The following is a 21,007-nucleotide window of genomic DNA, read 5'->3' on the forward strand; positions in this document are numbered from 1 at the left end:
GTTGTCAAACGCCTCTGAAGCTCCGCATGCCACGCTACGCCGCCAAGCCCAGGCGAGGCTTGTCGACGCGTTGCTGGATGTGCTGCCTGCGCATGCGCTCTTGTGGCAGTCGGAAGACACCACGCCCTATGAATGCGATGGCCTGACCGCCTATCGCACGCGGCCGCTGGCCGTGGCGCTGCCCGAGAACGAACAGCAGGCGGGCGCGGTCCTAAAGGTCTGCCATGAATTGCAGATCCCGGTCGTTGCGCGCGGTGCCGGTACCGGCCTGTCGGGCGGTGCCTTGCCGCATGAGCAGGGCCTCACGCTGGCCCTGGCCAAGTTCAACAAGATCATCGCCGTCGATCCGCTGGCCCGCACGGCGCGCGTGCAATGCGGCGTGCGCAACCTCGCCATCTCTGAAGCAGTCGCGCCGCATGGCCTGTACTACGCGCCCGACCCCAGCAGCCAGATCGCCTGCACGATTGGCGGCAATGTGGCCGAGAACTCCGGTGGCGTGCATTGCCTCAAGTACGGCCTCACGCTGCACAACCTCTTGAAGGTGCGCGGCCTGACGGTCGAGGGCGAGCCGGTCGAGTTCGGCTCCGAGGCGCTCGATGCCGCCGGCCTGGACTTGCTGAGCCTGATCGTCGGCAGCGAAGGCATGCTGGCGGTGATCACCGAGGTGACGGTCAAGCTCACGCCCAAGCCGCAGCTGGCGCGCTGCATCATGGCCAGCTTCGACGACATCCGCAAGGCCGGCGAGGCGGTGGCGGCCATCATTGCGGCTGGCATCATTCCGGCTGGCCTGGAGATGATGGACAAGCCGATGACCGCGGCGGTCGAAGACTTCGTCCACGCCGGCTACGACCTGACGGCCGAGGCCATCCTGCTGTGCGAAAGCGATGGCACGCCGGAAGAGGTGGCCGAAGAGATCGAGCACATGAGCGCCGTGCTGCGCGCAAGTGGCGCCACGCAGATTTCGGTCAGCGAGAACGAGGCCCAGCGCCTGAAATTCTGGAGCGGCCGCAAGAACGCCTTCCCGGCCTCGGGCCGCATCAGCCCCGACTACATGTGCATGGACTCGACCATTCCGCGCAAGCGCCTGGCCGACATCCTGCTGGCCATCCAGCAGATGGAAGAGAAGTACGGCCTGCGCTGCGCGAATGTCTTCCATGCCGGCGACGGCAATCTGCACCCCTTGATCCTGTTCGACGCCAACGACCCGGACCAGCTCCACCGCTGCGAGCAGTTCGGCGCCGAGATCCTCGAGGCCAGCGTGGCCATGGGCGGCACGGTCACCGGCGAGCATGGCGTGGGCATCGAGAAGCTGAACTCCATGTGCGTGCAGTTCTCGGCCGAAGAGCGCGCGCAGATGATGGCCGTGAAACGCGCGTTCGATCCGACCGAGGGTCTCAACCCCGGCAAGGTGATTCCGACGCTGCAGCGCTGCGCCGAATACGGCCGCATGCACGTGAAGCGGGGCTTGCTGGCCTTCCCGGAACTGGAGCGCTTTTGATGACGTCGCGGCTGTTGAAAGACTTGCAGGAGCAGATCCGCGCAGCCACGGCGCCATTCGAGGTTCGTGGTCACGGCAGCAAGCGCTTCTATGGCGGTGAGCCGCGCGGCGAAGTCTTGAGCACGGCAGGCTTGAGCGGCATCAGCAGCTACGAGCCGAGCGAGCTGGTGGTGACGGTGCAGGCCGGCACGCCGATCAGCGAGCTGGAGAAGGTGCTGGCGGCGCAAGGCCAGCACCTCGCCTTCGAGCCGCCCCGCATCAACGGTGAAGGCACGGTGGGCGGCATGGTCGCCTCCGGCCTGGCCGGCCCCGCACGGGCCAATGCCGGCGGCGCGCGCGACCATGTGCTCGGCGCCACGCTGCTGAACGGCAAGGGCGAGCTGATGAACTTCGGTGGCACGGTGATGAAGAACGTGGCCGGCTATGACGTCTCGCGTCTGCTCGCCGGTTCGCTGGGCGTGCTGGGCCTGATCGCCGAGGTGTCCTTGAAGGTCTTGCCGCGCCCGGTCGTGCAGGCCACGCTGCGCTTCGACATGGACCAGGCGCAAGCCCTGCAGCAACTCAATCGCTGGGGCGGCCAGCCTTTGCCGATCACCGCCAGCGCCTGGTGGGATGGCGCCCTGGTGCTGCGCCTGGCCGGTGCCGAGGGTGCCGTGCGCAGCGCCTTCCACAAGCTCGGTGGCGAGCTGATTCCCGACAGCCTGGCCCTGCCTTTCTGGGAAGGCCTGCGTGACCAGCGCGATGAGTTCTTCGTCGGTGCCGAGCGGGCGGTGAGCGCCGGTGCGCGGCTGTGGCGTCTGTCCTTGCCGCAGACGGCGCCGGCCCTGAAGCTGCCGGGCGAGCAATTGATCGAATGGGGTGGTGCCCAGCGCTGGGTCACGACCAGTGCGCCACCCGCGCAGATGCGCGAGGCGGCCAGTTCAGTCGGCGGTCATGCCACGCTCTACCGCTCGCAAGACAAGAGCAGTGGCGTATTTGCGCCCTTGTCGCCGCCGCTGGCACGCATTCACCAGCAGCTGAAGCTGGCCTTCGATCCCAAGGGACTGTTCAACCCCGGCCGCCTCTACCCAGACTTCTGATGCAAACCAAGCTCGCCCCCGAATTCCAAGGCACGCAGGAAGGCAAGACGGCCGAGGAGATCCTGCGCCGCTGCGTGCACTGCGGCTTCTGCACCGCCACCTGCCCCACTTATCAGTTGCTGGGCGATGAGCTCGACGGTCCGCGCGGCCGCATCTACCTGATGAAGCAGGTGCTGGAAGGCGAAACGCCCACGCGCAAGACGCAAGCGCACCTGGACCGCTGCCTGACCTGCCGCAACTGCGAATCCACCTGTCCCTCGGGCGTGCAATACGGGCAGTTGCTGGAGATAGGCCGCAACATCGTCGAAGCCAAGGTCGAGCGCCCGGCTGATGAGCGCCGCCAGCGCTGGCTCCTCAAGGAAGGCCTGACCTCGCGCGCCTTCGCGCCAGCCATGAAGCTCGGCCAATGGTTCAGGCCCCTGGTGCCTGGCGCTTTGAAGGACAAGATCCCGGCCCGACCCGACAAGCACGCGCACCAGTGGCCCACGCGCGTGCACAAGCGCAAGGTCCTGATGCTGCTGGGCTGCGTGCAGCCCGCGATGATGCCCAACATCAATTCCGCCACGGCCCGTGTGCTCGATGCGGCCGGTGTGCAGACGCTGGTGGCCGACGACGCAGGCTGCTGCGGCGCGGTGCGCAGCCACCTGAGCGACCACGAGGGTGGCCTGGCCGACATGCGCCGCAATATCGACGCCTGGTGGCCGGTCCTGAAGGCCGACCCGTCCATCGAAGCCATCGTCATGAATGCCTCCGGCTGTGGCGTGACGGTGAAGGAATATGGACAGTCCTTGAAGCACGACCCGAACTACGCCGAGAAGGCCGCGCGCATCAGCGCGTTGACCAAGGACCTCAGCGAGCTGCTGCCGTCGCTGGTGCCGGCGCTGAAGTCGCGCCTGGCCAAGCGCAGCGGCGGCACCGTGGCCTATCACCCGCCGTGCACCTTGCAGCATGGCCAGCAGTTGCGCGGCGGTGTTGAAGCGGGGATGCGCGAGCTCGGTTTCCGGGTGGAGACCGCGGCTTGCGAGAGCCATCTCTGCTGCGGCTCGGCCGGTACCTATTCGGTGCTGCAGCCCGAACTCTCACGCCAGCTGCGCGACCGCAAGCTGGCCGCGCTGGCGCCGCTGCAGGCCGAGACCATCGTCTCGGCCAATATCGGCTGCATCCAGCATCTGCAGTCCGGTACCGCGGTGCCGGTGCAGCATTGGGTCGAGCTGCTGGATGCCCAGCTGCGCTGAGACCGCATTCTTTACATGCGGCGTATAAAGTCGCCGTCTGCCCCGTGTTGAAGTGAAGTTGAAGTGAAGACATCCGCCATGAGCCAACGCCGTTCCTTCCTGCTGTTGACGACGCTTGCCACAGCCCTGCTGGCTGCTTGCTCGGGCCCGATCCCGATCCTGCAGCCTGCCGCGACCAAGGCGGTTGCCGCTCCTGCTTCGCCGGCCCGGCCCAAGCTGGTGGTCTTCATCGTCATTGACGGGCTGCCCATGCGCCAGGTGCTCGAGAACCGCGAGCAGTTCTCGCCGGACGGCTTCCGCCGCTTCCTGGACCGCGGTGCCACCTTCATGGATGCCCATTACGCCCATGCCCACACGGTCACCGCGGCCGGCCATTCGGTGATGATGACCGGCGCCTATCCGCAGCGCACCGGCATCATCAGCAATGAATGGGTGGACCCCGAGACCCGCAAGCCCGTCTACAACACCCAGGACACCGACTACCACTACATCGGCAACAAGACCGGCCCGATGGCGGGCACCAGCCCGCGCATGCTGCAGGCCGAGACGGTGGGCGACGTGTTGCGCACGGCAGACCCGCTGTCCAAGGTGCTCGGCATCTCGGGCAAGGACCGGGGCGCCATCCTGCCGGCCGGCCACAAAGGCACGGCATATATGTACATGAGCAGCACGGGCCAGTTCGCCTCGAGCACGTACTACATGCCGCAGCATCCGCAGTGGGTCGAGGCCTTCAATGCGGCCAAGCCGGCCGACGCCTTGTTCGGCCAGACCTGGGCGCCCTTGCTGCCCGACAAATGCGAAGACGGCAGCACGCGGCGCCAGCCGGTCGCCGGCGGCCCGATCTACGCCTGCGACGCCTATGCACGCTCGGCCGCCGATGGCCAGCCCTTCCAGAGCGCCGAGGGCAGCGTCAATGGCAACCGCCTGCCCGCCGTGCTGGGCCAGCAGCTGAGCGGCCCCGGCCCCGACTTCTACAAGCTCATCCTGCCCACCCCCTATGGCGACCAGCTGACGCTGGCCTTCGCGCGCGCAGCCGTGGAAGGCGAGGGCCTGGGCCAGGACGATCATCCCGACATCCTGAGCGTGAGCCTCTCAAGCCACGACTACATCAACCATGCCTTCGGCCCCGAGTCCAAGCTCTCGCATGACCACATGCTGCGCCTGGACCGCGATCTGCAGGCATTCTTCCAGTACCTGGACCAGCGCCTAGGCGCCGGCAACTACATGGCCATGCTGACGGCCGACCACGGCTTTGCCGACACGCCGGAGTGGGCGAAGTCGCTCGGGCGCGATGCCAAGCGCTTTGGCAGCAAGGCCCTGGTGGCGCATGCCAACGTGGGTCTGTCCATGCGCTTCGGCGAGGGCAAGTGGGTGACCGAGACCTCGGCCATGGGCCTGCTGTTCGACGAGAAGCTGATCGCCCAGCGTGGCTTGAAGCCAGACCAGGTCTACCTGGCGGCGCGCGACATCATGCTGATGCATCCCGAGGTCGAGGCTGTCTTCACCCCCGATCAGCTGCGCAGCAATGACGAGCGCACGCCCTACCTGGCGCAGATGCGCAAGTCCTGGCACCCGGAGCGCGCCGCGCCGGTACAGGTGATCATGAAGGAAGGGCGCTTGTTCAGTACCCGCACCTCCGGCAGCTCGCATGGCACGCCCTACGCCTACGACCATCATGTGCCCATTCTGGCCTGGGGCCCGGCCTGGGTGGGCCAGGGGGCGGTGAACCGCTGGGTCGAGGTGGCCGACATCGCGCCCACGCTGGCCGGCATCCTCAAGGTCGGCGTGCCGCGCCAAGCCCAGGGAAAGCCCTTGCCATTGCCGCGCTGAGGCAGCGCCGGAGCGTGAACTATCCCCATTGAAGTGCAGGTGCTGGCCGGCCTAGTATCGACCTGTGAGCAAGCCTGCCGCCCAGCCCCGCAAACGAGATATCAAGGCCTACGCCAGCGGCGCCTTCAAGCCGCACGGCCATATCGAGTTCTGGACCGAAGGTCAGGTCGTGCGTATCGAGGCCCAGGGTCCGTTCAACCGCGAAGCCTTCCAGGCTGTCGGCCTGGCCATGCGCGAGCTGTTTGCCACCATGCCGCCGGCGCCGGTGTTTGCCGACATCCTGGAAATCAGGCGCAGCATCATGATTTCGCCCGAGGCGCTGGAAGCCTTCGGTCACTTCCTGGCACAGATGAGCGCCAACAAGTCGGCGCCAAGAGCCGTGGCCTACGTCGTGGCGCCCGATGTCGAGGGCCGCAGCCTTGTGCTGCCCTTGCTGGACAGGCTCTATGCCGAGCATGGCCGGCAGTTCGCCGCGTTTGAGACCATGGCGCCGGCCGAAGCCTGGGTGCGCGAGCGCCTGAGTCAGCGCTGAGCGGCTTCAGCCCGCGTCCCTTTCAATCCGGTCCCGCCCTGCGGCCTTGGCGCGGTACAGCGCCGCATCGGCCCGCTGCAGCAAGACCTCGGAACTTTCGCCCCATTGCGCTTCCACCAGGCCCGCCGAGCAGCGGTAGCCAAACTCGGGTTGCTCGGCCAGCGGCCGGCTCTGGCGCACGCGGGCCAGCAGCCGCTCGACGATGACGCCGGCCTGCCCCAGGGCCGCGGCCGGCAGGATCAGGAGGAACTCCTCGCCGCCAATGCGGGCGCAGCCGTCTTCGCGCCGGGTGCTGGCCAGCATCTGGCGGGCAAAGTCGCACAGCACCTGGTCGCCGGCGGCATGGCCCAGGCTGTCATTGATCTGCTTGAAATGGTCCAGGTCCAGCAGCGCGACGCACAGCGGCCAGGCTTCAGACTCAGCCAGCGCCTGCTGCAGCAGTTGCAAGCCCTGGCGGCGATTGGCCAGGCCGGTCAGCGCATCGGTCTGCGAGGCCCGCAGGGCCTTGGCGTGGGCCTGTCTCAGGGACCGGCTGTCCTGGCGCAGCGGCGTGATGTCGATGGCCAGGCACATCAGCCAGCCGTCCGGCAGAACCGTCTCGCTCATCCAGATCCAGCGACCATCGGTCAGGTCGGCCTCGAAGGCGCGGTGCGGCAGCTTGCCGCGGCGCGAAGCGGTGGCGGCCAGCCAGGCCTCGATGTCGTCCGCCTCGATCACCGCGCCCTGGCCGCTGGCATGGTTGCTGCGCATCATGTCCGACCAGGTCAAGTGCCCATCCGGCTGCACCTTGTAGGCCTCGCAGAAGGCCTTGTTGGCCCAGCGCAGCACATCCTGCGCATCGAACAGCGCCGCGGGATTGGGGCTGGCCTCATGCAAGGCAAGCAGGGTCTGCGGCAGTAGGGCTTCGCTCATGGGCCGGTGCGGGTCTCCTGAGCGGCATTCTGACCCATTGCGGCGAGGCTGGCAGCCTCGCCTGTCTTGGTGTCAGCGTGCGCTGACTTCTCCCGAGCCGCTGACACGCTGCGTCAACTTGGGTCGGCCGGCGTAGCTCAGGTCGCCGGAGCCGCTGAGGTTGACGTCCAGGATGTCCACCACGCCCAGCGACAAGTCGCCCGAGCCGCTCAATTGCGCCTTGGCCGAGGCGCCGCCCAGGCTGCGTGCTTCGACGTCGCCGGAGCCGTGCAAGGCCCAGGTTTGCTGGTCTGCCCGGCCGGCCACGTGCACATCGCCCGAACCGCTGAGATGCGCCGACAGCTGCTTGACCTCCAGCATGCCGATGGCCAGGTCGCCCGAACCGCTCAGCGAGACATTGAAGCTCTCTCCCTTGAGCCGCTCGATCGTGACGTCGCCGGAACCGCTGATCTGCAGTGCCTGCAATTGCTTGACGTCGAGCCAGACGACCGGCGCATGGCGGGTCGAATAGCCGCTGCGCTCCTGGATGCGCAGGATGAGGGTGTCGCCCTCGACGCGGCTTTCCACCAGCGGTTCGATATTGTCGTCAGCGCTGACCTTCAGCCCCTCGCTGCCGGCCTGGTTGATGCGCACGTCGAAGGGACCTTCGACGCGCACCTTGCTGAACGAGCTCACAGCGCGGGCTTTCTCGACGATATTGCCGGAGCCCTTGATCCGGCGGCCGCTGGGGCCGTATTCGCTGGTGCCGCTGAAATGCGCGCTCCAGCCATTGGCCTCTTTCTTGATGCGCAGGCGCCAGTCGTTTTCGTCCCCGGCCAGGGAGGCCTGGCCCAGCAGGGCAAGGGCCAACGGCAACAGCAGGGTCTTCTTCTTGAGATTCAACATGGGTGGCTCCTGAAACACAAAGTGCGGCGAGTGTGCCCAGGCCGACAGCCGCCACCAACAAGGCGCTGACAGACTGCAATTTGAGCCGGATGGGGCGCAGGCGGCTAGGATGGAATGCCAGGCAAGGAGCATTGCATGAAGTGGGAAGGCCAGCGCGAGAGCGACAACGTGGAGGATCGCCGCAGTTCGAGCGGGAGCGGCGCAGGCGGCTTGCCCGTTGGCGGGCGGGGCCTGGGCATTGGCGGCATCGTCGTCGCGCTGCTGGTGTCCTGGGCCTTTGGCATCAATCCGATGACCGTTCTGGGGCTGATGGAAGGCGGAGGTGGCGGCGCGCTGCCGCAGGCTGAGCAGCGCGAGCAGCCGGCGGGCGAAAAGCCGAAGGATCCCGCCGGGCGCTTTGCGGCCGTCGTGCTGGCCGACACCGAGGATGTCTGGAACACCTACTTCGGCCGTGCCCAGAAACAGTACGAGGCACCTCGCCTGGTCCTGTACACCGGGCAGTACCCGACCGCCTGCGGCACCGGCGACGCCGCGATGGGGCCGTTCTACTGTCCTGGCGACCGCAAGGTCTACCTGGACCTGAGCTTCAACGACACCTTGCGCCAGCGCCTCGGCGCGCCCGGCGACTTCGCCCAGGCCTACGTGATTGCGCACGAGGTCGGCCATCACATCCAGAACCTGCTGGGCACGAGCGCCAGGATGGAGGCGGCGCGCGGCCGCCTGTCGGAGCGCGAATACAAGGCCTTGAGCGTCAAGCTGGAGCTGCAGGCCGATTGCCTGGCCGGCGTCTGGGGCCATCACTCCCAGCGCAGCAAGAACTGGATCGAGCGCGGCGACATCGAGGAGGGGATCAATGCCGCCTCCCAGATCGGCGACGACACCCTGCAGCGCCAGGCCGGCCGGGCGGTCGTGCCCGAGAGCTTCACCCATGGCAGTAGCGCCCAGCGGGTCGCCTGGTTCAAGCGCGGCATGGAGTCGGGTGAAATGAAGGCCTGCGACACCTTCAAGGCGGCATCGCTCTGAAGGCACGCACCCCTTATTCTTCGCGTGGCGGCTCGCCTTTGACGGGCTGGAAAGACAGCCAGGTCTTGCGGGCCAGGTGCACGGCCAGCAGGTGAGGCGGCATCCGCAGGGCATGTGCGCGCCAGTAGGCTGCGGTCTGCGCCCAGGCATCGCCGCTTCTCAAGGGCGGGCGCAGGGCATGCGAGCGGATGGCCCGTGGCAGGATCGCCGCATGCCAGCGGCCCAGCTGCGCTTCGCTGGCGGGATCGAGCGCGCGCAGCACAGCCTCGGGCACCGGCGTGCCCACGCAGTCGCGCGCCAGCAGCAGGCCCAGGCGCACGGGCGCGGCCAGCTCATTGCCCAGCGCGGCGCTGCTGACTCGTTGCCAGAAATCGACTGAATCCGCGGCGCTGGCAATCAGGCCGTCGATGTCGATCAGGTCGCGCAAGCCGTTGTGGAACTCACCCTCGTGGACCAGGTGCACCAGGCTGTGGATCAGCAGGTCTTCCAGCGCCGGCAGGCGGATGCAGCCATGTGCCGCCAGCGCATGCGAACGCGCCAGGATTTTTTCGGGATCGGGATGCAGGCGGGCCGTGCGCGGCAGCAGGTTGTGGTGCACGTCGATGACGCTGCCGCGACGCACGTTGAACATGGGCGGCAGCTCATGCATCCATTGCCGGTAGTAGCGCTGGTCGTAGGGTTCGGACTTCGCCGAGGCCCAGCCCGCCTTCATCAGTTCACTCTCCACGTCCCCCAGTGCCTCGCTGGGCACGAGGATGTCAACGTCGCCGAAAAGCCGGCCGCGGCTGACGGCATGGTCCGCCATGACGTAGGCAGACCCTTTCAGCAGCAGCACCGGCACGCCAAGTGGCGCCAGGCAGTCGTCAATGCAGCGGACCTCCCAGCGGACCGACTGCCGTTGGCGCTCGCTGAGCAGCCGGGCGCCATCGAAATGGCGCGCAATGGCCGCTGGCAGCCGCTGGCCACGCGAATGCAAGGCCTCGCCGACGGTGCCGATCAGGTTCAGGCGCCGCGCGACAGTGACATGTTCGAGCCAGGCCGCTTCATCGAGCGCGTGGCTGGCGCCCGGGTCGCGCAGCAGCGCGACCAGGCGATCAATGGCGGCCTTGGCGTCGATGGGCCTCATGCTTGCTCGCCGGTGATTTCTCGAATCACGGCCAGGCCTTCCGAAGTGCTGCCGTATTGAGCCGTGAAGCAGCGCGCGCCGCCCAGCAGGCCCATCATGGCGTCGAAGCCGACGCCGCCCATGCGCTCGCGGTTGAAAGACTGTTCAGCGATCAACTTGAATGCCTCGGCTCGGTCGATTTCCTCGATGGCAGGGGGCTGGCCGGCCACGAAGCGCGGGAACAGCACCCAGCGGACTCGGGCACCCTGCTCGCTCATGGCCAGCGAAGCCTCGGGAACGGCCGCATGCGTGACCGTGCCCTTGCGGGTGTCCGTGTAGACCGGGCCGATGCGGGCCCCAGGGAAGCCGCGTACAACCTCGATCGATGCATTCTTCAGGCTGATCGGCCTGGGGTGAGGCAGCAGCTCGCCGCGCGCCGGATCCAGGATGGCCAGCTCGTCCGAGAGCAACTGCCAGCCCTCGATCAAGGCCAGCGAAGCGCACAGCGTGCTTTTGCCTGCGCCAGGGAAGCCGGGCAGCATCAATGCCTGGCCGTTGCGCGCCAGCACCGCCGCGTGCATCACCAGATAGCCCAAGGCCTGGCTGGCCACACACCAGTTGAGGCCCCACTCGAACACCGGTCCGGCTTGCTCCGCTGGCAGCGGCAGGAAGAACTCGGCACCATCCAGCAGGAAGCGCACCTGCGGGCGCCACCAGCGCCTCAGGCCTGTGCCTGGCAGCAGCTCGATGTCGAAGTCGACGAACTGGCCGCCCGGCGCCTCAGTGGCGCCCGCATAGAAAGTCTCGAGGTGCAGGGCGAGCCCGGGCAATTCGGAGCGCAGCCGTATGGTGAACGGCGCAAGCCGCAGAACCGTGTCGATCACCGCAACGACCTCAGCCGACGGCCTGTATCAGGTCGGCGCGGAGCAGTTCGGCCACGGTATCGCTGGCGGGCAGCTCGCGCGGCTCGGCCAGCAGGCTGGCCAGCAGGTCGGCCGCAGGATTGGTCAGCAGCCAGAAGTCGCCCGAGTGGCGGTCAAAGACGATGCGGGCCGATTCGTCCGGCCAGGCGGGCGACAGGCTCAACGCGCGCCCGCGCCGCGGCTGCAGCCGCGGGCCCATCAGAGGGCTGACCACCGGCCCTCAGCCGAGCAGTTGCAACTCACTTCTTGCACAGGTCCGGATCGGCGCCAACGTCGGCATTGATGTCGTACATGCCCGAGATGTAGTTGATGACGTCGGTCGCAGTCCAGGGCTTGGAGCAGGTCACGCCAGCGGCGCACCAGGTGCCACCTGACTTGGTGGCATTCCACATCGAGAGGATTTGCGCCTTGGTGATCGGGTACTCGCTGGGCCAGTAGCTGGCATTGAGGTAGGCCGCCAGCAGGTGGCGCTGCAGCTGACCGCCCGGGAATGAGGTCGGGAAGGCCAGGACGGCCCAGACGCCGTAGGCGGTACTGCCGATATAGCCCGCACCCGGCAGGATGGCGTTGGCCAGCGTGCCTTGAGTCTTGATGTCAGTCAGTGCCAGGCCCTGCATGCCGGCGCTGCAGACGTCCACGGTCTTGTAGAACGTCGGGACGGTGACGCCGGTCCAGTAGTTGAACTTCTGGGGCACTTTCCAGAAACCAGGCGATCGGCCGCCGCTGCAGGAGCCAGAGCCACCCGGTCGGGGGCTCATATTGCCGCTCATCACGGCCGAAGGGCTCTTGCAGGTGCCGGTGGTGGTGCCCGTGCCCAGCGCGGTCTTGGATGCCGACGCCAGCAAGACGCCGGTGCCGCCGGCAACGCCGGACACCAGGCGACGGCGCGAACGGTTGATCGGGGCGATGGAGGCGGCGATGACCGCGCGGCTCGAGTGCTCCGGCGCTGCGGATGCGCTTGAAGGTTCTTCTCGATTCATGTCGAACTCCATCGGTGATCAATAGTGCAATATTGTTGGCTTGTGCCCGCCCTGCGAACCCGCGCACGGACAGTCGCAATGGCGGGACGCTAGCTGCCGACGTAGTGTTGCATAGTCTCCCTGGCGTCGCCCCCCGCAAACAGGGGTGGATCTGTGAACTGCTTTGGCTGCGCCGGGGCTTTGAAGCCCGCTCAGGGGACAAACAGGGGGCGTTCCCGACGCTTTGCGCAAAGCGCCCGCACTGCCGCCACGCCTCAGGGGGCCTTGCTGTCACACCAGGCGGCCACTGTCGCGCGCTCCTGGGCGCTCAGGCGCAGGCCCAGCTTGGAGCGGCGCCACAGCATGTCGTTCGCGCTGCAGGCCCATTCCTCTCGGTGCATGAACGCCAGCTCCGCTTCGTACAGGTCGGCCCCATGGTGCCTGCCCATGTCGCCCAGGCTCTTGAACGAGCCCAGCAGGCCTTCGATGCGCGTGCCCTGTGCATGCGAGAGCCGTCTCCGCCATCGCGGGCGGCAGCCAGGGCCAGCGCTGCTGGACGGCGGCGACGAAATGCTCGATATCCTGGTCGGGCCGGCCCGGCTTCTTGCCCGACCAGGCGGCCAGGTCGCCACCGGGCAAGAGCGCGTCATGGGTCCAGGCCGTGCCCTTCTGCCCAAGCATGTCGCCGATCAGGCCGGCTGCATCTTCGGCCAGCTTGCGGAAAGTGGTGATCTTGCCGCCCCAGACGCTCAGGAGCGGCGCGGCCCCGTCGTGCAGCGTTTCCAGTGCGTAGTCTCGCGTGATGGCGGCGGCGCTGCCCGAGGCGTCATCCAGCAAGGGGCGCACGCCGGCGTAGCTCCAGACCACGTCGTCTGGCTGCACCGGTGATTTGAAATAGCGACTGGCCTGCGTGCACAGATAGTCGATTTCGGCTTCGCTGATGCAGGCGCGTGCAAAGCCGGCGATGGCTTCGTCAGGCTGCTCCACATCGGTGGTGCCAATCATCGTGAAATCGCCCTCGTAGGGGATGGCGAAGATGATGCGGCCGTCCGGGTTCTGGAACAGGTAGGCGTGGTCGTGCGTGAAGCGGCGCGGCACGACGATGTGGCTGCCCTTGACCAGGCGCAGGCTCTTGGTGGCCAGTGCCTCGTGCCTGGCCGGCTTGGCCACGCCACGCAGAAAGCTCTCAGCCCAGGGGCCGGCCGCGTTGACCAGTGCACGCGCCTGCACCTGGCGGTCGCCTGCCGGCGTGGCAATCGTGGCTTGCCAGTCCTGCTCGCCGCGCTGGGCCCGCAGCACCGGGCTGCGGGTCAGGATCTCGGCGCCGCGCGCCTTCGCGTCGAGCGCGTTCAGGAGCACCAGCCGCGCGTCGTCCACCCAGCCGTCCGAATAGACGAAACCGCGGCTGAATCGGTCCTGCAAGGGCGCGCCAAGCACGGAGCCACGCAGCCTCACGCCATGGGAGCCCGGCAGCCATTCGCGCCGGGCGAGATGGTCGTAGAGGAAGAGGCCGGCGCGGATCATCCAGGCCGGTCGCATCGCCTGGTCATGCGGCATCACGAAGCGCAGCGGCCGCATGATGTGCGGCGCACTCTTCAGCAGCACTTCGCGCTCCAGCAGGGCCTTGCGCACCAGCGAAAACTCGTAGTACTCGAGATATCGCAGGCCGCCGTGGATCAGCTTGGTGCTGGCCGAGGAGGTATGCGATGCCAGGTCTTGCGCCTCGGCAAGCAGCACCGAGAAGCCGCGCCCAGCGAGATCACGGGCAATGCCGGCGCCATTGATGCCGCCTCCAACCACCAGAACATCGACCTGTTCCATGCGGCCTATCCTAGACTACGTCGATGGACTATCTGCTCGCGCTTGACCAGGGAACCTCCAGTTCCCGCAGCATCGTCTTCGACGCCCGAGGCCGGTTGGTCGCCCAGGCGCAGCGCGAGTTCACCCAGCATTACCCGCAGCCGGGCTGGGTCGAGCATGACGCGATGGAGATCTGGCAAAGCCAGTTGGCCACCGCGCGCGAAGCCATCGCGAAGGCGGGCCTGAGGGCGCAGGACATCCGTTCGATTGGCATCACCAACCAGCGCGAGACCACGGTGCTGTGGAACCGTGCCACCGGCCAGCCCATTCATGCGGCCATCGTCTGGCAGGACCGGCGCACCGAGCCCCTGTGCGCGCGCCTGCGGGACGACGGGCACGAGGCGCTGTTCCGCCAGCGCACCGGCCTCCTGCTGGATCCGTATTTCTCCGGCACCAAGCTCGCCTGGCTGCTGGACCACGTGCCCGGCGCACGCGAGATGGCCGAGCGCGGCGAGCTCGCGTTTGGGACGATGGACAGCTGGCTCGTCTGGCAGCTCACCGGCGGCGAGGTGCATGCCACCGATGTGTCGAATGCTTCGCGCACCCTGATGTTCGACGTGCATCAGAACCGCTGGGACGAAGAGCTGCTGGCGCTGCTCAATATTCCGGCTTGCCTGCTGCCCGAGGTTCATCCGTCGGCCCACCACTTCGGCCAGACCGCGTCTTCATTGCTCGGCGCAGCGCTCTCCATCGGCGGCATCGCTGGCGACCAGCAGGCGGCGCTGTTCGGCCAGGGCTGCTTTCGCGCGGGCATGGCCAAGAACACCTATGGCACCGGCTGCTTCATGCTGATGCACACGGGCGGGCGCTTCGAGCGCTCAGTCAATGGCTTGATCACGACCAGCGCAGCCCAGGTGTCATCGCGGCCCGAATACGCGCTGGAAGGCAGCGTCTTCATTGGTGGCGCCGTGGTGCAGTGGCTGCGAGACGGCCTGCATGCCATCAAGTCCAGCAGCGAAGTGCAGGCCCTGGCGGCGAGCGTTCCAGATGCCGGCGGCGTGATGCTGGTGCCGGCCTTCACCGGGCTTGGCGCGCCCTACTGGAACCCCGAGGCGCGCGGTGCCATCGTGGGCCTGAGCCGCGGCAGCAGCATGGCGCATATCGCGCGCGCGGCGTTGGAAAGCATCGCCTTCCAGAGCGCCGCGCTGTTGCAGGCCATGAGCCGCGATGCGGTGGCGGCGGGTGGCGAGCCGGTCAGCGAGTTGCGCGTCGATGGTGGTGCCTGCGTGAACGACCTGCTGATGCAGTTCCAGGCCGACCTGCTGGGGATCCGCGTCGTGCGGCCGCGGGTCATCGAGACCACGGCGCTGGGTGCGGCCTGTCTTGCCGGCTTGAGCAGCGGTCTCTATGCGGGCCTGGACGAGCTGTCCGGCCAATGGCAGGCCGAGCGTGTGTTTGAACCCGCCATGACGCGCGAGCGTGCCGCCGAGCTGATGGCGCAATGGGAGCGCGCCGTGCGCCAGACCGTGGCGCGCTGAAGCAGCTCCGCAGCACGCTCAGTCGTTGTTCCAGGCCGAGACCAGCAGGAGGATCTTGCCGTCGATGCCGGGCTTCTGCGCGGCTGTGGGCATGGGCACCTCGATGCGGATCTGTCCGCCCTTCACCTGGGTGTAGCTGAGCGCCTGCGTGGCCTGGCCCACATGCTGGCTCTCCCAGCTGTGCAGCACCTTCCAGGCGCCGCCCTCCTGCTCAGGCGGCTCCAGCGAAATGAGCAAGCTGTCACGGAACAGATGGCTGCCCTCGAAATGCTGGTCGGCCCAGAATTTGCGGTCGATCACGTAGTCGGGCACGCGCACCGACACGTCCATGGCATAGGCCAGCGTGCGGTCCACGGTCGAGACCTTGGCCTTGTTGGCCAGGAAGACCGTGGACAGATAGACCAGGTTGCCGCCGCGCGCCTTTTGCTGCGTCAACTCGGCGTGGCTGCGGCAGGCCGGCGAGTCTTCTTCGGCGGTGCGGCGGCTCAGGTACCAGCGCTTGCCGCGCGGCCGCGCCAGCAGTTCGAACTGGTAGAGCGCTTGCACCTCGGGTTTGTCTTCGATGGCGACCGGCAGCCGCACTTCGTCCACCTCGATCCACAGGTCCACGCGCACATCGCCGAACAGGAAGCGAGAGAGGTTCTGGTAGGACTCCTCGCTGTTGACGATGCCGAAGGGCCCGGAGTGCGTGCGGTAGCAATAGGCGGTGGCGGCGGTGCCGCTGATGTTGTTGTTGCGGTCCAGCCCCCAGACCGAGGCATTGTCCACCTTGACCAGGCCATCGCTGCCATGGCCGGCAAAGGTGCGCGACAGGCCCATGGCCACGTCGTAGTCGTCGCGGTTGGTGCCCACCATGCAGAAGATGCGCTCGATGGGGAAGGCCGCGGCCGGCAGGAAGTCGACCCGCTTGTAGCGCTCGAGGGCGGCTTCGAGATTCAGGTACTCCCCCATGCGCTCGCGGTTGAAGGTGTTGATCTCGCTCAGGCCCAGCCAGGAGGGCACGTTGCGGCCGCCGGCGTCGATGCCGTTGTGCGGCGTGGCGTAGGTGAAGATCTTGTCGACGGCCTTGCGCGCAGCGTCGCTGCCAAGCTTCGGGTTCTGCAAGAAGCCGCGCACCACCAGGCCACCCATCGAATGCGCCACCAGATAGCAGCGGAACTCTTCCGGCTTTAGCGCACCGCGTTCCTGCGCAACGACCAGCTCGCGCACCCGCAGGATCAGGGCCGACAGGCCTTGGCAGTAATGCTCGATCTTGCGCGCCTCGCCATCACCGAGCAGGGAGGAGCCTTCGTCGTAGTAGCGGTAGATCACCACCGAGCTGGCCGGTATGCCCACGTTGGGCTGGCCGCTCATGCTGGTGCGGGGGCGCCAGTCGGGGTCGAGGATGTCCAGGCCGTTCTCGTAGACATCGCTGTAGCCGTACTCGGCCGAGAGCCGCAGGAGCGGCGACTCGAACACGAACTTCTTCGCCGGCTCATGCTTGTTCGGATTGGCGCGGAAGATGGTGGAGCCGAGGTTGAAGCCGCAGAACGGGTCGGCCGCGGTTTCATTGCGCTCGGCCTCGGTCATGGCGTAGCCGCGCACGTAGATGATCGGGTAGAAGGGCTTTTGCATGAGCAGGGCCGTGGCTTTGAAGGCCCTGCTTATAGGTCCCGATGCCTGGTCCTACAACCCCAAGAATCGACCCGCGCCGAGCAAGGTGGCCACGCCCAGCAGGGCGAACACGACGGCGGCAATGCCATGCACGAGGCGCACCGGCACGCGGCCGGCGATGCGCTCGCCCAGCAGCACGGCCGGCACATTGGCAATCATCATGCCGGCCGTGGTGCCCGCGACGACGGCGAGCAAGGCGCCATCAAAGCGTGCCGCCAATGCCACCGTTGCGATCTGCGTCTTGTCGCCCATCTCGGCGAGGAAGAACGCCACCACCGTCGTGCCCAGCACCCCGAGGCCGAGGCGCCCGCCGCCTTCGGTTTCTTCGTCGATCTTGTCGGGCACCAGCGTCCACAGTGCCATTGCGATGAAACCCAGGCCCAAGCCCCAGCGCAGGATCCCGGGGCTCAGCAGGCTGGTGATCCAGCTGCCCAGCGCGCCGGCGCCGGCATGGTTGACGAGGGTGGCGATCAGGATGCCCAGGCAGATCGTGCCGGCGCGGCCCTTGAAACGCGCGGCCAGCAGAAAGGCCAGCAACTGGGTCTTGTCGCCGATTTCGGCGAGGGCCACGAGGCCGGTAGAGACGAGGAAGGCTTCCATCAGAGTGCTTCTTTGCAGCGGCCGGCAATGAAAACCGATTGACCATGCACAGGCCGGCCGCTGAAGCAGGACTGCGATGGTCAAAGGTCTTGCCAGGTGCAGGTGTGTGGACTGCCAGCGCCACGAGCCGAGAGGGCTCAAGTGTGTTGACGCGGGCCTGCGCTGTGGTCGCGCAGCGGCTACTCCCCAATGACGAGCACGATTGTACGGCCCTGCTGCCAGCACGCTGTCAGCAGCACCGGCGCAGCATGCGGCCTGATTCATTCATTCATCAACGGAGGAGAAAGCAATGAACGCACTCAACTGGTTCGAGAACCCGGTATTCCCATACGAAGATGGCAACCGCATCGGCTTGCACGCGGCCGCCTGAATCCCACCGCAAGGAGTTCCCCATGAAGCTCGCCTACACCATCGTCTATGTGGCCGACGTGGCCGCCTCGCTCGAGTTCTTCGAGCGTGCCTTCGGCTTTGAACGCCGCTTTCTGCATGAGTCGGGCGGCTATGGCGAGCTGGCCACCGGGGCCACCACGCTGTCGTTCGCCCAGCACGAGGTGGCGCGCGGCAACCTGGGCCACGACTATGTGGCGGCCGATCGCAGCGCCCAGCCGCTGGGCATGGAGCTGGGCCTGAGCTGCACCGACGTTCCGGCCGCCTACCAGCGCGCGCTCGCGGCGGGTGCTGCCGGCCTCGCGGAGCCGGTCAGCAAGCCCTGGGGCCAGGTCGTGGCCTATGTGCGCTGCCCGGATGGCACGCTGGTGGAGCTCTGCACGCCGATGGGCTGATCGTGAAGTGTCACGGCCTGCGCGAGCCGGCCGTGCATCGAGGTCTGGGGCACGATACTGCGGCTTCCTGAGAAACACGGCTGAGAGGGAACGGATGGGAACTCGCCATGTCGCCTTGTTCCGCGGCATCAACGTTGGCAAGGCCAAGCGCATCGCGATGGCCGATCTGCGCGCGCTGCTCGAAGAGATGGGCTATCTGAAAGTCAGCACCTTGCTGAACAGCGGCAACGCGGTCTTCGAGGCCAAGGGCCGCGCCAAGCATGCCGAGCGCATCCGCTCGGCAGTGCATGAAAAGCTCGGCGTCGACGCGCGGGTGATCGTCAAGGCGGCCGCCGAGATCGAGGCGGCGGTGACTGGCCTGCCCTTGAAGGAGCAGGCCGAGACCGACCCCTCGCGACTGCTGGTGGTTTTTTGTGAAGACGCCGCCGGCTTGGCCGCGCTGAGCGGCCTGGCCGAACAGGCTGTTGGCGAAGAGCGTTTTCTCGTCGGCCCGGATGCGGCCTACCTCTGGTGCGCAAACGGCATCCTGGAAAGCCGCCTGCCCGAGGCCCTGCTCAAGATGACGGGCAACACCGGCACCACGCGCAACTGGGCGACGCTCATGAAGATCCATCAGGCCTTGTCGGCTTGAGTGCTGCCGGCGGTTTCCGCATAGACCCGCGCATACCGCTGGAAGCTCCAGTAGGCCCAGGCCCAGTCCATCAGCACCACCAGGCGGTTGCGGAAGCCGATCAGGAAGTAGATGTGGATGAAGAGCCAGAACAGCCAGGCGAAATAGCCGCTGAACTGCCAGCGTCCCACATCTGCCACCGCTGCCTTGCGGCCTATCGTGGCGAGCGAGCCGTAGTCGAGGTAGCGGAAGGGCGGCAGCGGCGGGCTGCCGGCCCTGCGCGCCAGGATGCTCAGCGCCGCATGGCGCCCCATCTGCTTGGCGCCCGGGCTCACGCCGGGCACCGGCTTGCTCGTGCCGTCCTTCTCGACGCTTTGCGCCGACGCCAGGTCGCCAACGACAAAGATCTCCGCATGGCCCGGTATGTTGAGGCCGCCATCGACGACCACGCGACCGGCGCGATCTACCGGCACCTCCAGCGCTCGGCCCAAGGGTGATGCCGCGACGCCGGCGGCCCAGACCACGGTGCGCGCGGCGATGCGGCGGCGCTCGCCGGCCTGTTCGAGCTCCACGCCCTGCGCGTCGATGGCGACCACGCGAGCGCCGGTCTGCACCTGCACGCCCAGCGCCTGCAGTTGCTTGCGCGCCTTTTCAGACAGCTCGGGCTTGAACGCTTGCAGGACGCGCTCCGAGCCTTCCAGCAGCATCACCTGTGCCTGTGCCGGGTCGATGCGGCGGAACTCGTTGCGCAAAGTGTGGCGGGCGATCTCGGCCAGCGTGCCGGCCATCTCCACGCCGGTGGGCCCGGCGCCGATGACGATGAAATTCAGGAGCGCCGCCCGCTCGGCTGCATCGTTGCTCAGCTCGGCCTGTTCAAAGGCAGAGAGCAGCTTGGCACGCAACTGGAAGGCATCGCCCAGGGTCTTCAGCCCCGGTGCATGCTCGGCCCATTCGTCGCGGCCGAAGTAGCTGTGCGTGGCGCCGCTGGCCACGATCAGGGAGTCGTAGCCGAGCTTCTGGCCGTCGCCGAGCAAGACCTGGCGCTGTGCCTTGTCGATGCCGGTGACTTCGGCCATCAAGACCGTGGCATTGCGCTGCTTGCGCAGCATGTGCCGGATCGGCGCGGCAATGGACGGTGCCGACAGGCCCGCCGTGGCGACCTGGTAAAGCAAGGGCTGGAACAAGTGATGGTTGCTGCGGTCCACCAGCGTGATGCGCACGCCCGGCCGGTTCAAGGTCTTGGCCGCTTCCAGGCCACCGAAACCGCAGCCGATGATGAGGACATGATGGAGAGGGTCTCTGTCGTTGGCTTCGCTCATGTGGCGATTGTTGGCCACCTTTGAGCTCGATCAGAATGCGCGCCATGCAATAACGCTATGGCTTGATACATGAAAATTCTCGGCAAACCCACGTCCATCAATGTGCGCAAGGTCTTGTGGACCTGCGTAGAGCTCGGCCTCGAGCCCGAGCTGGAACCCTGGGGCAGTGGCTACCGCGACACGAACACGCCGGAATTCCTGGCGCTGAACCCCAATGCCATGGTGCCGGTGCTGAAGGACGGCGAGCTGGTGCTGTGGGAGTCGAACACCATCTGCCGCTACCTGGCGGGCCACGAGCAGCGGCAGGACTTGCTGCCCGCCGAACCGGCTGCGCGAGCCCGCGTCGAACAATGGATGGACTGGCAGGCCACCGAGCTGAACAACGCCTGGCGCTATGCCTTCATGTCGCTGGTGCGCCAGAGCCCTGCGCACCAGGACCCGGCCGCGCTGCAGGCGGGCATCTCGGGTTGGCATCGCCACATGGGCTTGCTGGATGCGCAACTCGCCAAGACCGGCGCTTTCGCCGCTGGCGATCAGTTCAGCTTGGCGGACGTGGTGCTGGGCCTGTCGGCGCAGCGCTGGCTGATGGCGCCGATGGAACACCCCGAGCTGCCTGCCGTGGCGTCTTGGCTGCAGCGCCTGAACGAGCGGCCGGGCTTCCAGCTGCATGGCGCCAACGGCATGCCCTGAGCAGGCCTCAGTGGCGCTTTCGTGGCGCTTATTG

The 21,007-nt window shown here is 67.1% G+C and carries 19 protein-coding genes, 1 pseudogene and 1 riboswitch; of the genes and pseudogenes, 10 read left to right on the plus strand and 10 right to left on the minus strand.

Annotated features, from left to right (window positions below; translation table 11 throughout):
• Position 1: 1 nt before the first annotated feature.
• The 5 genes from ABT392_RS21105 to ABT392_RS21125 all read left to right on the plus strand — a co-directional run bounded on the left by ABT392_RS21105 (position 2) and on the right by ABT392_RS21125 (position 6,174).
• Positions 2-1,498, plus strand: coding sequence for an FAD-linked oxidase C-terminal domain-containing protein (locus ABT392_RS21105; RefSeq protein WP_395384638.1), 1,497 nt, complete (start codon positions 2-4; stop codon positions 1,496-1,498).
• Positions 1,498-2,577, plus strand: coding sequence for a glycolate oxidase subunit GlcE (gene glcE, locus ABT392_RS21110; protein WP_395384637.1), 1,080 nt, complete (start codon positions 1,498-1,500; stop codon positions 2,575-2,577). The genes ABT392_RS21105 and glcE overlap by 1 nt, the downstream gene beginning before the upstream one ends.
• On the plus strand, positions 2,577-3,812 hold the full coding sequence (glcF, locus tag ABT392_RS21115; protein WP_334277667.1) for a glycolate oxidase subunit GlcF: 1,236 nt from the start codon (positions 2,577-2,579) through the stop codon (positions 3,810-3,812). The genes glcE and glcF overlap by 1 nt, the downstream gene beginning before the upstream one ends.
• Positions 3,813-3,890: 78 nt before the next feature.
• Positions 3,891-5,642, plus strand: coding sequence for an alkaline phosphatase family protein (locus tag ABT392_RS21120; protein ID WP_395384636.1), 1,752 nt, complete (start codon positions 3,891-3,893; stop codon positions 5,640-5,642).
• Positions 5,643-5,706: 64 nt separating this feature from the next.
• On the plus strand, positions 5,707-6,174 hold the full coding sequence (locus tag ABT392_RS21125; protein ID WP_334277665.1) for a hypothetical protein: 468 nt from the start codon (positions 5,707-5,709) through the stop codon (positions 6,172-6,174).
• Positions 6,175-6,180: 6 nt separating this feature from the next.
• Here ABT392_RS21125 and ABT392_RS21130 read toward each other — a convergent pair whose 3' ends face one another.
• A complete protein-coding gene (locus ABT392_RS21130; RefSeq protein ID WP_395384635.1) occupies positions 6,181-7,086 on the minus strand; it encodes a sensor domain-containing diguanylate cyclase in 906 nt (301 codons plus the stop codon).
• A gap of 72 nt (positions 7,087-7,158) precedes the next feature.
• Complete coding sequence (locus ABT392_RS21135; RefSeq protein ID WP_395384634.1) at positions 7,159-7,971, minus strand: head GIN domain-containing protein; 813 nt, start codon at positions 7,969-7,971, stop codon at positions 7,159-7,161.
• Between the two features lie 135 nt (positions 7,972-8,106).
• On the opposite strand from ABT392_RS21135, the gene ypfJ reads away from it, so the two are divergent.
• Positions 8,107-8,994, plus strand: a complete 888-nt coding sequence (ypfJ, locus tag ABT392_RS21140; protein ID WP_395384633.1) for a KPN_02809 family neutral zinc metallopeptidase — start codon at positions 8,107-8,109, stop codon at positions 8,992-8,994.
• A gap of 13 nt (positions 8,995-9,007) precedes the next feature.
• On the opposite strand, the gene ABT392_RS21145 is transcribed toward ypfJ, so the two are convergent.
• The 5 genes and pseudogenes from ABT392_RS21145 to glpD form a co-directional block, all read right to left on the minus strand.
• On the minus strand, positions 9,008-10,120 hold the full coding sequence (locus ABT392_RS21145) for a nucleotidyltransferase domain-containing protein (protein ID WP_334277661.1): 1,113 nt from the start codon (positions 10,118-10,120) through the stop codon (positions 9,008-9,010).
• On the minus strand, positions 10,117-10,983 hold the full coding sequence (locus ABT392_RS21150; RefSeq protein WP_334277660.1) for an HprK-related kinase A: 867 nt from the start codon (positions 10,981-10,983) through the stop codon (positions 10,117-10,119). The genes ABT392_RS21145 and ABT392_RS21150 overlap by 4 nt, the downstream gene beginning before the upstream one ends.
• Before the next feature lie 10 nt (positions 10,984-10,993).
• Positions 10,994-11,236 carry a hypothetical protein gene (locus ABT392_RS21155; RefSeq protein WP_395384632.1) on the minus strand — a complete coding sequence of 81 codons (243 nt, stop codon included), beginning with the start codon at positions 11,234-11,236 and terminating at the stop codon, positions 10,994-10,996.
• Between the two features lie 25 nt (positions 11,237-11,261).
• Positions 11,262-12,002, minus strand: coding sequence for a hypothetical protein (locus tag ABT392_RS21160; protein WP_395384631.1), 741 nt, complete (start codon positions 12,000-12,002; stop codon positions 11,262-11,264).
• A 254-nt stretch (positions 12,003-12,256) separates the two neighbouring features.
• A pseudogene (gene glpD, locus ABT392_RS21165) lies at positions 12,257-13,811 on the minus strand (glycerol-3-phosphate dehydrogenase).
• A gap of 14 nt (positions 13,812-13,825) precedes the next feature.
• Between glpD and glpK the strand changes: the two are divergent.
• The gene (glpK, locus tag ABT392_RS21170) at positions 13,826-15,319 is read left to right on the plus strand and encodes a glycerol kinase GlpK (protein WP_395384629.1); all 1,494 of its coding nucleotides are present in this window, start codon (positions 13,826-13,828) and stop codon (positions 15,317-15,319) included.
• A gap of 18 nt (positions 15,320-15,337) precedes the next feature.
• Here the strand turns inward: glpK and ABT392_RS21175 are convergent, their stop codons facing one another.
• Together ABT392_RS21175 and ABT392_RS21180 are read right to left on the minus strand one after the other, a co-directional pair.
• On the minus strand, positions 15,338-16,933 hold the full coding sequence (locus ABT392_RS21175; protein WP_395384628.1) for a lipase family protein: 1,596 nt from the start codon (positions 16,931-16,933) through the stop codon (positions 15,338-15,340).
• A gap of 51 nt (positions 16,934-16,984) precedes the next feature.
• Positions 16,985-17,572, minus strand: coding sequence for a TMEM165/GDT1 family protein (locus ABT392_RS21180; protein WP_334277654.1), 588 nt, complete (start codon positions 17,570-17,572; stop codon positions 16,985-16,987).
• A gap of 14 nt (positions 17,573-17,586) precedes the next feature.
• A riboswitch (yybP-ykoY riboswitch) is annotated at positions 17,587-17,777 on the minus strand.
• 187 nt (positions 17,778-17,964) lie between these two features.
• On the opposite strand from ABT392_RS21180, the gene ABT392_RS21185 reads away from it, so the two are divergent.
• Positions 17,965-18,354 (plus strand): VOC family protein, encoded by a 390-nt coding sequence (locus ABT392_RS21185; protein ID WP_334277653.1) that lies wholly within the window; start codon positions 17,965-17,967, stop codon positions 18,352-18,354.
• Positions 18,355-18,448: 94 nt separating this feature from the next.
• On the plus strand, positions 18,449-18,985 hold the full coding sequence (locus ABT392_RS21190) for a DUF1697 domain-containing protein (RefSeq protein WP_334277651.1): 537 nt from the start codon (positions 18,449-18,451) through the stop codon (positions 18,983-18,985).
• Here ABT392_RS21190 and ABT392_RS21195 read toward each other — a convergent pair.
• Positions 18,967-20,283 carry an NAD(P)/FAD-dependent oxidoreductase gene (locus ABT392_RS21195; protein ID WP_395384627.1) on the minus strand — a complete coding sequence of 439 codons (1,317 nt, stop codon included), beginning with the start codon at positions 20,281-20,283 and terminating at the stop codon, positions 18,967-18,969. The genes ABT392_RS21190 and ABT392_RS21195 overlap by 19 nt on opposite strands.
• A 69-nt stretch (positions 20,284-20,352) precedes the next feature.
• On the opposite strand from ABT392_RS21195, the gene ABT392_RS21200 reads away from it, so the two are divergent.
• Positions 20,353-20,973, plus strand: coding sequence for a glutathione S-transferase family protein (locus ABT392_RS21200; RefSeq protein WP_395384626.1), 621 nt, complete (start codon positions 20,353-20,355; stop codon positions 20,971-20,973).
• The last annotated feature ends 34 nt before the right edge of the window (positions 20,974-21,007 follow it).

The sequence above is a fragment of the Paucibacter sp. JuS9 genome (assembly GCF_044043925.2).
Lineage (GTDB): Bacteria > Pseudomonadota > Gammaproteobacteria > Burkholderiales > Burkholderiaceae_C > JAUASW01.